Genomic DNA, 12,956 nt, shown 5'->3' on the forward strand with positions numbered 1-12,956 from the left:
GATTTTTTTATCTGACGATCAACTCAAGAGTCGATCAGTCTTCGCGATAGCGACGCAGCTTCAACTGCTTGCCAGCAACGCGGGTGTCCTTGAGCTTGGTCAGCAGACGCTCAAGGCCATCTTCCGGCAGTTCGACCAGGCTGAAGCTGTCACGAACCTGGATACGGCCGATTGCTTCGCGGGCCAGGCCGCCTTCGTTGAGGATTGCACCCAGCAGGTTCTTCGCAGCGATACCATCACGCGCACCCAGCGCGGTACGGCAACGAGCACGACCTTCGGCCAGTGGCATCGGAGCACGACGCTCGCGCTCAGGACGGTCACCGCGATCGCTACGCTCGCCACGATCAGCACGCGGAGCGTTGTTCGGAACCAGTGGACGCTCACGCTCGATGGCAGACAAGGTCAGAGCCTGACCATTGGTGGCCTTGCGCAGCAGGGCCGCAGCCAGGGCACGCGGCGTGCAGCCGATATCGGCAGTCAGACGATCGAGCAGATCGCCATGGCTCGCTTCTGCATCGGCAACCAGCGGCGACAGGCTGTTGGTCAGTTTCTTGATGCGGGCATCCAGGACGGCCTGGGAATCCGGCAGGCGGACTTCCACGACTTTCTGACCAGTTACACGCTCGATCACTTGCAGCATGCGGCGCTCACGTGGAGTCACCAGCAGCAGTGCACGACCTTCGCGACCGGCACGGCCAGTACGGCCGATACGGTGAACGTAGGACTCAGGATCGTAAGGCATGTCAACGTTGAACACGTGAGTGATGCGCGGAACGTCGAGACCACGGGCAGCAACGTCGGTCGCCACAACGATGTCCAGACGGCCATCCTTGAGGGAGTCGATGACGCGCTCACGCTGGTTCTGGGCGATATCGCCGTTCAGTGCAGCAGCCTTGTAGCCTTTGGCTTCCAGGGCGCTTGCCAGATCCAGGGTCGCCTGCTTGGTACGTACGAACATGATCAGGGCGTCGAAATCCTCGACTTCCAGCAGGCTCAGTACGGCAGAGGTTTTCTGGTCAGCGTGAACCAGCAGGTGAGCCTGCTCGATCGCGGTAACGGTCTGGGTCTTGGTCTGGATCTTGACGTGCTTCGGATCGCGCAGATGGCGTTCGGCGATGGCACGGATCGACTGCGGCAGGGTAGCCGAGAACAGAACGGTCTGACGGCTTTCCGGCATGGCCTTGAAGATGACTTCCAGGTCATCCATGAAGCCCAGCTTGAGCATTTCGTCCGCTTCGTCGAGAACCAGGTGGTTCACGGTAGCCAGGACTTTTTCGTCACGGCGCAGGTGATCGCACAGACGACCCGGGGTGGCGACAACGATCTGTGCGCCATTGCGGATGGCCTTGAGCTGTGGGCCCATGGGTGCGCCACCGTAGACGGCAACGACGGTAACGCCTGGCATCTGCTTGGCGTAGGTTTCAAACGCGGTGGCAACCTGCAGTGCCAGCTCGCGGGTTGGAGCGAGAATCAGGGCTTGCGGCTCACGCTTGCTCGGATCGATACGATGCAGGATTGGCAGGGCGAACGCGGCGGTTTTACCGGTACCGGTCTGCGCCTGGCCGATCATGTCGTGGCCGGCAAGAATAATCGGGATGGATTGCTGCTGAATGGCCGAAGGCTCTTCGTAGCCGGTCGCGATGACGGCTGCAACAATACTCGGATGAAGGTCGAGAGCGGCGAAGCCGCCGATTTCCTGGGTCATGGGTCTGCCTCTAGGTGCATCCGCAAAGACCCATGCTTCAAAGCTGCGCGTGCCGTGTACGACCTTGAGGTCACCCTGGCTGCTTTGTCGGCGGGGATTTGCGAAAACGTATTGATGAATGGATCGTCAAGAATAGTCCGCAATGCGGACAAGCTACCGAAGCAGGCTTCGGGTAACTGCAATACCTGACGAGGGCCTCTTAAGGCCGGCGCGCACTATACCGGAATTGCGGTTGAAAGTGAGGGTTTTTTTACAAAATATTGGCGGTTGAAACGGAGTTTGCAGGCATCTCGCACGCGGACAAACCGGCCGCAATGCCTTGAGAGCCCGGTATTGCGGGGGTAATCACTTAAACGTTTCACTCTTTCATGCATATGAATATGGTTGCGGCCTGCACGGTGCGGCGAAATGTCTCACTCCAACGTCTCGCCGCCCTCCTCTTTTCGCCCTTCAGGTCGCCGAACGAATATCCCTGATCAAAGGCAGTAAGGAGTACCCCAGTTGCGGCGCAAGCACCTCGGCGCGCGAGGTCAGCGACTCGACATTCAGGGTCTGTTCCAGATCGTCCGGGACAATGAGGATGACATTGCCCTCCTTCACCGGCAGCTCCCAGTAATGCCGGTGATAAAGCCCGCGCAGCAACGCAGCACCCAGAGGCTTGCCGTCATCGGTGGCCCACTGGTTGATGATCAGCCAGCCGCCAGGGTTGAGGCGCTGCTGGCAGCCCTGGAGAAAACTCCACGCCAGATGCCCGGCCCCCGGCCCGACATCGGTATAGAGGTCGACAAAGATCAGGTCGGCCGTTTCGGCGGTGTCGAGCAGTTCGAGGGCATCGCCGATGCGTATATAAAGACGCGGATCGTCATCGAGCCCCATGTACTCGATTGCCAGACGCGGAACATCCGGGCGCAGCTCGATGACTTCCACGTCCTCCAGAGGCAGAAACTTCATGCAGGCCTGAGTCAGCGTACCGGCGCCCAATCCGAGAAACAGTGCGCTCTCGGGCGCTTCATGGCACAAGGCACCGATCAGCATGGCCCGGGTGTAGTCGTACTCAAGCCAGCTGGGGTCAGCCGTGAAGGTACAACTCTGTTCGATGGCATCGCCAAATTCGAGGAAGCGATAATCATCCACCTCCAGGACGCGAATCATCCCGAACTCATCATGGACTTCGGCAAGAATCCGTTCTTCGCGCTCACGCTCTTCAGTCATCACCTTTCCCGGTTGGCCATCGCGCCGAGCGCAAAGGGCGAATTGTCAGCCAAGCGAGAGCATTTGTCACAACTATCGAGCCAGCTCGTCCCCCGCTCGCTCGCAGCTCGACAATGAACTGTTACCATGCGGATTCGATTGCACATCCCCAAGAGCCAATAATGAGCCAACCCTGGAGCCCCGACAGCTGGCGGGCATTACCTATTCAGCAACAACCCTTCTACCCTGACGCTGCGCATCTGGCAGAAGTCGAACAACGCCTGGCCAGCTATCCGCCACTGGTGTTTGCCGGTGAAGCCCGTGACCTGCGTCGCCAGTTTGCCGAAGCCTCCCAAGGCCGTGCCTTCCTGCTGCAAGGCGGCGACTGCGCTGAAAGCTTCATGGAGTTTTCGGCGGCGAAGATCCGCGACACCTTCAAAGTGCTGTTGCAAATGGCCGTTGTGATGACCTTTGCCGCTGGCTGCCCGGTGGTCAAGGTCGGGCGCATGGCCGGACAATTCGCCAAGCCGCGCTCCTCCAACGATGAAACCATCGATGGCGTGACCTTACCGGCCTATCGTGGCGATATCGTCAACGCCATCGGCTTCGACGAAAAAAGCCGTGTGCCGGACCCGGAGCGCCTTCTGCAGGCGTATCACCAGTCCACGGCCACACTGAACCTGCTGCGAGCCTTCGCTCAGGGCGGTTTTGCCGATCTGCATCAGGTTCATCAGTGGAACCTGGATTTCATCGCCAACTCGGCACTGGCGCAGAAGTACAGCCAACTGGCTGACCGCATCGACGAAACCCTGGCATTCATGCGCGCCTGCGGCATGGACAGCTCGCCACAGCTACGTGAAACGAGCTTCTTCACCGCCCACGAAGCCTTGCTGCTGAACTACGAAGAAGCCTTCGTGCGCCGCGACAGCCTGACCAACGACTACTACGACTGCTCGGCCCACATGCTGTGGATCGGCGACCGCACCCGGCAACTGGACGGCGCCCACGTGGAGTTCCTGCGCGGGGTCAATAACCCGATCGGGGTCAAGGTCGGCCCGAGCATGAACACCGATGACCTTATTCGCCTGATCGACATCCTCAACCCGGACAACGACCCGGGCCGCCTGAACCTCATCGCCCGCATGGGCGCGAACAAGGTCGGCGAGCACTTGCCACAACTGATCCGGGCAGTGGAGCGGGAAGGCCGCAAGGTGCTGTGGAGTTCCGACCCGATGCATGGCAATACCATCAAGGCCAGCAGCGGCTACAAGACCCGTGACTTTGCGCAGATCCTTGGGGAAGTGAAACAGTTCTTCCAGGTGCATCAGGCCGAAGGTACTTACGCAGGCGGTATCCATATCGAAATGACCGGCCAAAACGTCACCGAATGCATCGGCGGCGCACGTCCGATTACCGAAGACGGGTTGTCGGATCGTTACCACACCCACTGCGACCCACGGATGAATGCCGATCAGTCGCTGGAGCTGGCGTTCCTGATTGCCGAGACGTTGAAACAAGTGAAACGCTGAAAAACCGGTAGGAGCGCGCTTGCCCGCGACCGGCTGCGCAGCAGTCGTAAATTTGCGAGCGCTTCGCACTCGGTCGTCGGAGTGCCGCTCAGGGCAAGCGCGCTCCATTAACCTTGCAATTCATGATGTTGCGTTATATTTGATGAAAGCGAATTCATTCGTGAAGGCCGATATTCGCGAATGAATTCGCTCCCACAATCCGTATGTCTGGAAGCCCCAACCAGTCGGCCAGTTGGCGCAGGTTCTGGATAAGAGCCTGCCTGCCCTCCTCGTCCAGCCCGCGCTCCTCTTCATGCACAGCATGCACTGCCAGGCAACCGGTCGCCCGCTCGGAGCGAAGGTCGACACGTGCGGCAATACGCTCGTTGTGCAGGAACGGCAAGACGTAATAGCCGTAGACCCGCTTGTGCTGCGGGGTGTAGATCTCCAGGCGATAGCGGAAGTCGAACAGCCGCTCTGTGCGCGCACGCTCCCAGATCAGGGAGTCGAACGGCGACAGCAGCGCGCTGGCTGATACCTTGCGCGGCACGGGGATATCCGGCAGACAGAATGCAGGCTGTTTCCAGCCCTCGACCCGAACCCGTTGCAGCGCGCCCGCCTCGACCAGTTCAGCCAGGGCAACACGACTGGGTAACGGGTCCTGTCGGAAGTAATCTCGCAAGTCCTTTTCCGTACCGACACCCAAGGCCTTCACCGCATGCAGCAACAGGCTACGCTGTGCCTGGGCTTCATCGATTTCCGGATGATCGAGGATTGCTGCGGGAAGCACGCGCTCCGGCAGATCATACAAACGCTCGAAACCACGACGCCCGGCCACCGTTACCTCCCCGGCAGCAAACAACCACTCCAGCGCAAGCTTTTCGGCACTCCAGTCCCACCAGGGACCTGCACGCTCCTGCCGAGAAGCCAGGCTGCCAGCACCCAGGGCGCCTCGCTCACGAACGGCCTGCAAGACGCGCTCGATAACCGGCTGCTGCTCACGACCAAAACGCGCCAGTTGCTGATAAATACCCTCGCCTTGGGCTGCCCGCCGCATGCGCCAGCGCATCAGCGGATAAAACTCGATGGGCAGCAAAGAAGCCTCGTGCCCCCAATATTCGAATAACGTGCGATACCGCCCCTGACTCCAGGCAGCCTGATCCAGCAGCGTCTGCGAATAATTTCCCAGCCGTGAATACAGCGGCAGGTAGTGAGAACGCACGAGGGCATTGACCGAATCGATCTGCAACACGCCGAGCCGTCGGATCAACTGCGTGACGTGGTTGGCCTTGATGATGGCTGGCGGCTGGCGTCCCGTGAAACCCTGAGCGGCCAGTGTCAGACGACGTGCTTGCTTGAGGGACAGTTCTGCAGACATTCGATACTCCCGAGCGAGTCTGCAACGCTAGCCGATAATGCAACGCTCTGTCAGCGATTCCAGCGTTAGAGCTTGAACATCAGGATCACGGCACAGAACACCAGGAACAGGCAGAACAGGTAACGCAGAAGGCGCTCGGGCATAGAATGCGCAAGCCTTACGCCCCAACTCACGCTGGCCAGGCCACCAATCGCGAGAGGAATTCCCATGGACCAGTTCACATGATCATGCAGCGCATAGGTGAACAAGGTAATCGCCGTACTCGGCACCGCCAGAGTCAGTGCCAGCCCTTGGGCAACCACCTGAGTCGCACCGAACACGCTGGTAAGGATAGGCGTGGCAACCACTCCACCGCCAACCCCGAATAACCCGCCCGTGACGCCAGAGCCTACACCCAGCAGCCATAGCCAGTTGACGTGACGCAGTTGCGTACTGGCCTGGCTCTTTCGCGAGAACATCTGGGCGAGGTTGAAAATCGTCAGCAGGATCAGGAAAATCACAAACCCGAGACGCATGTGCTGTGGATCGACCCTGACCGCCAGCAAGGACGTGAGCCATGCCAGAAAGAAGCTGGGAACAATGAGCATCAACGCATTGCGCAGCAACACACGGTTACGCTGGTTATAACGCCACAAGGCCAGCAGGACATTGGGCAACACCATCAGCAGTGCAGTCCCCTGCGCCAGTTGCTGATCGAGACCGAACAGCACCCCCAGTGCCGGGATCGCGACCAGACCACCACCAATCCCGAAGAGTCCACCCAGGGTACCCATTGCGGCACCCATCAACACAAACATCACAACTTCAATCACACCACGTCCCCAGTCAGCCCACGAGGGTGAATGCTACGCAGTCTTGACCCGCAGGCATACGGCCAGTAGCAACATATCGTGCATGGTCCCTCAACGACTCGTATCCTGTACCCGTGAACGCCCGGATTTATCTGGCGCATTAAAGATCACGACACTAAATTAGATGAACGCCACCACTCACGAGGATCGCCCATGAATGCCGAAGACCGCCTTGACCCCGAGGCTTCTGCCGATTGCGACTCGTTGCTGCTGGATAACCAACTGTGTTTCGCGCTCTATTCCACTTCGCTGATGATGACCAAGGTCTACAAACCCTTGCTCCAGGCGCTGGGACTCACCTACCCGCAGTATCTGGCCATGATGGTGCTGTGGGAGAAAGACGGTTTGACCGTCGGCGATGTCAGCACACGCCTGCTGACCGATCCCGGCTCATTGACGCCACTGCTCAAACGTCTGGAAGCCGAAGGCTTCATCAGCCGCACCCGCAGCAAGGAAGACGAACGCGTGGTCCTGCTGCACCTGACAGAGCAAGGCCGTGCCCTTCAGCAAAAAGCCAGAGATGTTCCTGGCTGCATCCTCTCCTCAAGTGGCCTGACGCTGGACAAGCTGCGCGTGCTGCAGCGCGCGTTGCTGGACCTTCGCACCCATCTGCAGGACAGCCTGTAGGCTGACGGCAAGCCGCTCATGCACTGCGGCACTCTGCCGACGAACGGTAACCCCCCCTTCAAGCCATTGTTTTAAATGGATTTAAGTAGCTGAAAAAACTCCGCACGAGAGTTTCTTCAGGGCCAAGCATTTCAGATTCCCAAAAATTAACTTGCGCGCTAAATATTTGCGCTATAAATTTACAACCACTTAGTTAGCGCACAAGATTATTGCGAACAATCAACCAACCTGCGAGGCAATGCCATGAACACTCTCTACACTGCTGTTGCAACTGCTACCGGTGGCCGTGACGGTCGTGCCGTTTCCAGCGACAAGATCCTCGACGTCAAACTGGCGACCCCCAAAGAACTCGGTGGTGCAGGCGGCGAAGCCACCAACCCCGAGCAACTGTTTGCTGCCGGTTACTCGGCCTGCTTCATCGGCGCCCTGAAATTCGTCGCTGGCCAGAGCAAACGCAGCATTCCGGCTGACGCCTCGATCACTGCCCATGTCGGCATTGGTCAGATTCCGGGCGGCTTCGGTCTGGACATTGACTTGCACATCAGCCTGCCAGGTCTGGAACAAGCCGATGCCCAACAACTGGTCGATGCTGCTCACCAGGTCTGCCCTTACTCCAACGCCACCCGCGGCAATGTCGACGTGCGTCTGCATGTAACTGTCTAAACCCACCGGTACAGGAGTCGAACATGAAAACCCTCAGCAAAGTCTTGACCGGTACTCTTCTGGCCCTGTCCGTTGGCAGCGCCTTTGCCTCAGGCAGTACGGACATCGAGCACAACACCCAACGCTTTCTGGATGCCCTGAACTCGGGCACCGGCAAGCCAATCGAGCAGTTGTCGCCCAAGGATGCCCGTGCGGTACTGGTCGGCGCTCAAGCCGGGGTCAAGCTGACACTGCCCAAGGCCGAGGTCAGCGAGAAAACCATCAAGGTGGACGGCCAGTCCATCAGCCTGAACATCGTGCGCCCTGCCGGTGTGAAGGGGACCTTGCCGGTCTTCATGTTCTTCCATGGTGGCGGCTGGGTACTGGGGGATTTCCCGACCCACGAACGCCTGGTTCGTGACCTGGTAGAGGGGTCGGGAGCTGTGGCCGTGTTCGTCAACTACACGCCATCGCCGGAGGCGCATTATCCGACTGCGATCAACCAGGCTTATGCGGCGACAAAGTGGGTCGCCGAGCATGGCAAGGAAATCAATGTCGATGGCAAACGCCTGGCCGTTGCGGGTAACAGTGTCGGCGGCAACATGGCGGCAGTAGTTGCCCTGATGGCCAAGGACAAAGGCACTCCGGCGCTCAGATATCAGGTGCTGCTGTGGCCTGTCACGGATGCGAACTTCGATACGGCTTCCTATGAGCAGTACGCCGAAGGACACTTCCTGACCCGCAACATGATGAAGTGGTTCTGGGACAACTACACCACCGATGCCGCACAACGTAACGAGATCTATGCCTCGCCGCTGCGTGCCTCCATCGATCAGTTGAAAGGTCTGCCGCCAGCACTGGTGCAAACGGCAAGTGCAGACGTGCTACGCGACGAGGGTGAAGCTTATGCCCGCAAGCTGGATCAGGCAGGAGTGGCGGTCACGGCAGTGCGTTACAACGGCATGATCCACGACTACGGCCTGCTCAATGTGGTCAGCCAGGTTCCTGCTGTCCGCTCAGCGATGCTGCAGGCATCTCAGGAGCTGAAAACGCATCTGAAGTAAAACCGGCAGACACAAAAAACCCGCATCGCTGCGGGTTTTTTGCGTATCGGGGGTTACAAAACCATGCTTATTTGGCACGGCCTTTGTAGGAACCGCCGTCACGGGTGTCGATCTCGATCATGTCGCCGATTTCGATGAAGTCAGCAACGCTCAGCTCGGTACCGTTTTTCAGTTTGGCAGGCTTCATGACCTTGCCCGAAGTGTCGCCACGAGCCGAACCTTCGGTGTAGTCGATCTGACGAACGATGGTGGTCGGCAGCTCTACGGAAACCAGGCGCTCTTCGAAGAACACGGCTTCGCAGACGTCGGTCATGCCTTCTTCGACGAATGGCAGAACGGCTTCGATGTCTTCGGCGTTCAGTTCGTACATGGTGTAGTCAGTGGTGTCCATGAACGTGTAGGAGTCACCGCTGATGAAAGACAGGGTGGCTTCCTTGCGATCCAGGATCACGTCGTCCAGCTTGTCGTCGGCGCTGTATACGGTTTCAGTCTTGTAACCGGTCAGCAGGTTCTTCAGCTTGGTCTTCATGATCGCGCTGTTACGACCGGACTTGGTGAACTCGGCCTTCTGAACCAGCCAAGGATCGTTGTCGATACGGATCACGGTACCGGGTTTCAGCTCTTTACCAGTTTTCATTGCATATATCCGAATTTGGATTGAAATAGCCAAAGGCTCTGTACGAGAAATAGCCTGCGCAGGCACTTTTCGTACAGAGCCTGATATCAAGGCCGCGTATCATAGCGAATTTCGACAAAACTGTACCAGCGCCGCTGCAAGATCGGTTTGCGAGGCCTGTTCCAGACACCAGCGCCCGGCATGTTTTTCGAGCTCGGGCCAGTGAGTGCCCAGCGCCTGCCAGCTTGCAGCGAGATCACGACCGGCATTCCAGCCCTGCCACAGCTCATTCAGTGCCTGCCCGGCATCAGGCGAAAGCCCGGCAAGATAGAGTTCCAGAAAGGCATCGAGCTTGGGCAGATGGGCATCGCCTTCCTGCTGATAGATGTGCCACAACATCGGACGCCCGGCCCATTGGGCCCGCACGAAGGAATCCTCGCCCCGCACGACATTGAAATCACAGCACCAGAGCAACCGGTCATAGTCCTGCTGCCTGACGAACGGCAGGACCTGAATGCTGAGGGCGCCACGCTTTTGCAAGGCGCCCGCCTGCAAGGCATCGGTTCCAAGCCAGCGCTGAATGTCGCCCAGCACGCGACCTTCAGGCACCAGCAAATGAGTCGGCCGCTCATCCCTGGCCAACACTTCGAGCCAACTGCCAATACCGGGGTTCTCGTAGGCGAACACCGAGATCAGGCGAGCACCGGCACAAGGCACGATACCCAGTTGCTGCAGAAATCCTTGCTGCGCTGACTTGTCTTGCTGAAAAGCCTGACGCTGTTCGATCAGCGCGTGCTCTCGCAGCAGGCCGCCGGTCGTCTCGCGAAATCCGGGAAAGAAAAAGAATTTCTTCAAACCACTGGACTGCAAAGAAGGCAGGCCGTGACAGCCGGTGACCCACTCTTCGGCGCTGAGATAGTCCAGGTTCAGCCACACAGGCCGTGGCGAGCGCGGCAACATCGCTTCGGTGTAAGCAGTCGGCAGACGGCAGGCGAAGGCCTCGATCACCACATCTGCCACATCAGTGGCTACCCAGCATTCAGGCCAGTGGCAGACGTTCACGCCCTCATGCCACTGCTGCGCCGCTTCGGTACTGGCCTGGGGATAGAGGCGAACGAACGCCGACAGGTCATCGATCCACAGACGTACATTCAGATCATGCTCGGCCACCAGTTGCCGGGCCAGGCGCCAGGTCACGCCGACGTCACCATAGTTGTCGACGACGCTACAGAAAATGTCCCAAGAGGCTTTCATCCCGGCTCCCTGAGGCTGGATTTTGAAAAACGCTGATTGTCCTTCAGAACAACAGGTTTCCACCAGCGCCAGCCATGGCACAATTGCCACTGTCGCCCACGCCTGGAGTCCAGAGCCATGCCGTCCTATCCGAATCGCCGCGAACTGTATGTTTCCCTGAAACTGATTCTCTGCATCGCGCTGGGCATCTGGCTGGGAGCGATGGCCGTGGTTCTGACAGGTTTTGTGTTCTACAAGAACCTGCCCCCGGCACAGACACAGGTACTGGAAAAGGCCGCGGCCCAGTTGCGGGCACCCGCTGCGCCACAGGTCGAGCCGGAAAATACCATGTTCCAGAAGTACGAGCAGAGCCTGCGTGAAAGCGAAGCCCGTCAGGCCCGCGAACAGGCTCAGGAACAGCAGCAGAAAAACTTCAGCCGCTCGAAATGCGACTTCTGGATGCAGCAGGACCGCACGGCCCCCAGCGAAAAAAGCCGTGCGGGCATCAATCAATACTGCGGATAACTCATGAACAAGGCAGATATCCTGCAACAGATTATCGACAGATTGAAAATCGATCTGGATATCGCTCTGCGTGCCGCGCAGACCGCTTATGAAACCGCAACCCACGAAGAAAACATCGCAGAGAACAAATACGACACATTGGGTCTGGAAGCCTCATATCTGGCAGCGGGCCAGGCGCGCCGTGTCGAGGAGATACGCCAGTCACTGGCGCTTTACCAGAGCTGGGCACTCAAGCCATTCGATGAAGCACGCGGCATTCAGACGGGGGATCTGGTTGCCCTTGAAGCCTTGAATGGCCAGGAGCAATACCTGTTCATCGGTCCGGATGCGGCCGGCCTGAAGGTCAATTCAGACAATCAGCCGATTACCGTGATCACCGCTCGTGCGCCTCTGGGGCAGAATCTGCTGGGCAAATTCGAAGGCGACAGTGTCGAAATCATCATCAATGGCAACCGACAATCCTTCGAGGTCACTCAGGCTGTGTGACACGCCCATCATTTTCAGGGTTCCCGCCCAGAGTTTTTGTGGGTAATGTAAACCGTTGTTACTCAGGGACTACATCGCAGCAAGCAAGGACTCAATCAAGGAGATATTTCATGACGAACGTCGTCGCCTTTCCTGACGCCCATGAACGTGATCGCCTGAAGTCCAGCGAAGAACCGGCGTTGAGGTATTTGAACAAGAAAGAGAGGCTGTTGATCGATCAATTGCGTTCGACCAGCCATGCAGGACGCCAGTATGTGTATGACTACGCGAGCATCATGCACCTGTCCAAACCTCTGTATCCGGAGCCGGTGGACTAAACCGCCAGCCCGTCCATGACACTGCCTGACATCAGGCAGCACTGCACTGCGCATTTGGGGCATTCATTTTCCGTGAGGCCCCGATAGCGACCTTCTGCACGCGTGCGTTACAGCGCCCTCCTCCTGCTCTGTCTCCTGCTGCCTTTACCCAGGCAGGCGCCATCCTTTTGCGCACTTTACATTACGATCACAATCAATAAATATTATGCCAATAATATTTTTGACAATCCCAGTGTCGTCCAGGAGTAAAGCGCCATGCAAAACCTCTCGCGTGATGAAAAACTTGCCTTGTGGCATGAGGAAGAAAGGTACATGCGGGCGCGCCTTGGCCCGGCGGGCACTACAAGCCTTGCCGAAGTAGCCGCACTGGAGCCTGTCGATTTTCTGGAAGGTATCGGTCGAGGCGAATTTCCATCCCCGCCGATTGGTGATCTGATGGACTTCATCCCGTTGCAGTGGCTGCCCGGGCTGTTCATCTTTCAAGGCACACCCGACAGCCGACACTACAATCCGCTTGGCACTGTGCATGGCGGATATGCCGCGACCCTGCTGGACTCATGCATGGGCTGCGCAATCCATACCCGGCTCAAGAAGGGCCAGGGTTATACCACCCTCGATTTGCGGGTCAGCTATGTTCGCGCGCTGAGCGACAAGGTCGGACCCGTGCGGGCCGAAGGCAAGGTCATTCATCTGGGACGTTCGACGGCACTGGCCGAAGGACGCCTGTATGACGTGGATGACCGCTTGTACGCGACCGCCAGCACGACCTGCATGATTCTGGACATGAACCGCTAGGTTCGACTTACTAGAGAG

The 12,956-nt window shown here is 58.3% G+C and carries 13 protein-coding genes and 1 pseudogene; 8 read left to right on the top strand and 6 right to left on the bottom strand.

Annotated features, from left to right (window positions below):
- Window positions 1–34: 34 nt before the first annotated feature.
- Window positions 35–1,739: pseudogene (locus KQP88_RS17635) on the bottom strand (DEAD/DEAH box helicase).
- A gap of 416 nt (window positions 1,740–2,155) precedes the next feature.
- Window positions 2,156–2,917 (bottom strand): spermidine synthase, encoded by a 762-nt coding sequence (locus KQP88_RS17640; protein ID WP_216703765.1) that lies wholly within the window; start codon window positions 2,915–2,917, stop codon window positions 2,156–2,158.
- A gap of 161 nt (window positions 2,918–3,078) precedes the next feature.
- Here KQP88_RS17640 and KQP88_RS17645 point away from each other — a divergent pair, with 161 nt between their 5' ends.
- Entirely contained in the window at window positions 3,079–4,425 is a 1,347-nt protein-coding gene (locus KQP88_RS17645; protein ID WP_216703766.1) for a class II 3-deoxy-7-phosphoheptulonate synthase, read from the top strand.
- 154 nt (window positions 4,426–4,579) lie between these two features.
- On the opposite strand, the gene KQP88_RS17650 is transcribed toward KQP88_RS17645, so the two are convergent.
- Together KQP88_RS17650 and KQP88_RS17655 are read right to left on the bottom strand one after the other, a co-directional pair.
- Window positions 4,580–5,782, bottom strand: coding sequence for a winged helix-turn-helix domain-containing protein (locus tag KQP88_RS17650; protein WP_216703767.1), 1,203 nt, complete (start codon window positions 5,780–5,782; stop codon window positions 4,580–4,582).
- 65 nt (window positions 5,783–5,847) lie between these two features.
- Window positions 5,848–6,594, bottom strand: a complete 747-nt coding sequence (locus tag KQP88_RS17655; RefSeq protein WP_200992598.1) for a sulfite exporter TauE/SafE family protein — start codon at window positions 6,592–6,594, stop codon at window positions 5,848–5,850.
- A 192-nt stretch (window positions 6,595–6,786) separates the two neighbouring features.
- Here KQP88_RS17655 and KQP88_RS17660 point away from each other — a divergent pair, with 192 nt between their 5' ends.
- The 3 genes from KQP88_RS17660 (at window position 6,787) to KQP88_RS17670 (ending at window position 8,966) form a co-directional block, all read left to right on the top strand.
- Window positions 6,787–7,260 carry a MarR family winged helix-turn-helix transcriptional regulator gene (locus KQP88_RS17660; protein ID WP_216703768.1) on the top strand — a complete coding sequence of 158 codons (474 nt, stop codon included), beginning with the start codon at window positions 6,787–6,789 and terminating at the stop codon, window positions 7,258–7,260.
- Window positions 7,261–7,503: 243 nt separating this feature from the next.
- Window positions 7,504–7,923 (top strand): organic hydroperoxide resistance protein, encoded by a 420-nt coding sequence (locus KQP88_RS17665; protein ID WP_025261270.1) that lies wholly within the window; start codon window positions 7,504–7,506, stop codon window positions 7,921–7,923.
- 23 nt (window positions 7,924–7,946) lie between these two features.
- Window positions 7,947–8,966, top strand: a complete 1,020-nt coding sequence (locus KQP88_RS17670; RefSeq protein WP_216703769.1) for an alpha/beta hydrolase — start codon at window positions 7,947–7,949, stop codon at window positions 8,964–8,966.
- Window positions 8,967–9,033: 67 nt separating this feature from the next.
- Here the strand turns inward: KQP88_RS17670 and KQP88_RS17675 are convergent, their stop codons facing one another.
- Complete coding sequence (locus KQP88_RS17675) at window positions 9,034–9,603, bottom strand: elongation factor P (RefSeq protein WP_025261272.1); 570 nt, start codon at window positions 9,601–9,603, stop codon at window positions 9,034–9,036.
- Window positions 9,604–9,702: 99 nt separating this feature from the next.
- Window positions 9,703–10,836 carry an elongation factor P maturation arginine rhamnosyltransferase EarP gene (earP, locus tag KQP88_RS17680; protein ID WP_216703770.1) on the bottom strand — a complete coding sequence of 378 codons (1,134 nt, stop codon included), beginning with the start codon at window positions 10,834–10,836 and terminating at the stop codon, window positions 9,703–9,705.
- Window positions 10,837–10,953: 117 nt separating this feature from the next.
- Here earP and KQP88_RS17685 point away from each other — a divergent pair, with 117 nt between their 5' ends.
- The 4 genes from KQP88_RS17685 to KQP88_RS17700 all read left to right on the top strand — a co-directional run bounded on the left by KQP88_RS17685 (window position 10,954) and on the right by KQP88_RS17700 (window position 12,938).
- Entirely contained in the window at window positions 10,954–11,340 is a 387-nt protein-coding gene (locus tag KQP88_RS17685) for a hypothetical protein (RefSeq protein ID WP_025261274.1), read from the top strand.
- A 3-nt stretch (window positions 11,341–11,343) separates the two neighbouring features.
- A complete protein-coding gene (locus KQP88_RS17690; RefSeq protein WP_216703771.1) occupies window positions 11,344–11,826 on the top strand; it encodes a GreA/GreB family elongation factor in 483 nt (160 codons plus the stop codon).
- A 110-nt stretch (window positions 11,827–11,936) separates the two neighbouring features.
- Window positions 11,937–12,143 (top strand): hypothetical protein, encoded by a 207-nt coding sequence (locus tag KQP88_RS17695; protein WP_025261276.1) that lies wholly within the window; start codon window positions 11,937–11,939, stop codon window positions 12,141–12,143.
- A gap of 255 nt (window positions 12,144–12,398) precedes the next feature.
- The gene (locus KQP88_RS17700) at window positions 12,399–12,938 is read left to right on the top strand and encodes a PaaI family thioesterase (protein ID WP_216703772.1); all 540 of its coding nucleotides are present in this window, start codon (window positions 12,399–12,401) and stop codon (window positions 12,936–12,938) included.
- The last annotated feature ends 18 nt before the right edge of the window (window positions 12,939–12,956 follow it).

It is taken from the genome of Pseudomonas lijiangensis (assembly GCF_018968705.1).
GTDB classification, from domain to species: domain Bacteria; phylum Pseudomonadota; class Gammaproteobacteria; order Pseudomonadales; family Pseudomonadaceae; genus Aquipseudomonas; species Aquipseudomonas lijiangensis.

Bases quoted from the DNA above. Each gene is read 5' to 3' on its own strand.
- KQP88_RS17645 (WP_216703766.1), top strand. From the start codon at position 3,079: ATGAGCCAACCCTGGAGCCCCGACAGCTGGCGGGCATTACCTATTCAG.
- KQP88_RS17685 (WP_025261274.1), top strand. From the start codon at position 10,954: ATGCCGTCCTATCCGAATCGCCGCGAACTGTATGTTTCCCTGAAACTG.
- KQP88_RS17675 (WP_025261272.1), bottom strand. From the start codon at position 9,603: ATGAAAACTGGTAAAGAGCTGAAACCCGGTACCGTGATCCGTATCGAC.
- KQP88_RS17700 (WP_216703772.1), top strand. From the start codon at position 12,399: ATGCAAAACCTCTCGCGTGATGAAAAACTTGCCTTGTGGCATGAGGAA.
- KQP88_RS17690 (WP_216703771.1), top strand. From the start codon at position 11,344: ATGAACAAGGCAGATATCCTGCAACAGATTATCGACAGATTGAAAATC.
- earP (WP_216703770.1), bottom strand. From the start codon at position 10,836: ATGAAAGCCTCTTGGGACATTTTCTGTAGCGTCGTCGACAACTATGGT.
- KQP88_RS17640 (WP_216703765.1), bottom strand. From the start codon at position 2,917: ATGACTGAAGAGCGTGAGCGCGAAGAACGGATTCTTGCCGAAGTCCAT.
- KQP88_RS17695 (WP_025261276.1), top strand. From the start codon at position 11,937: ATGACGAACGTCGTCGCCTTTCCTGACGCCCATGAACGTGATCGCCTG.
- KQP88_RS17670 (WP_216703769.1), top strand. From the start codon at position 7,947: ATGAAAACCCTCAGCAAAGTCTTGACCGGTACTCTTCTGGCCCTGTCC.
- KQP88_RS17660 (WP_216703768.1), top strand. From the start codon at position 6,787: ATGAATGCCGAAGACCGCCTTGACCCCGAGGCTTCTGCCGATTGCGAC.
- KQP88_RS17650 (WP_216703767.1), bottom strand. From the start codon at position 5,782: ATGTCTGCAGAACTGTCCCTCAAGCAAGCACGTCGTCTGACACTGGCC.
- KQP88_RS17665 (WP_025261270.1), top strand. From the start codon at position 7,504: ATGAACACTCTCTACACTGCTGTTGCAACTGCTACCGGTGGCCGTGAC.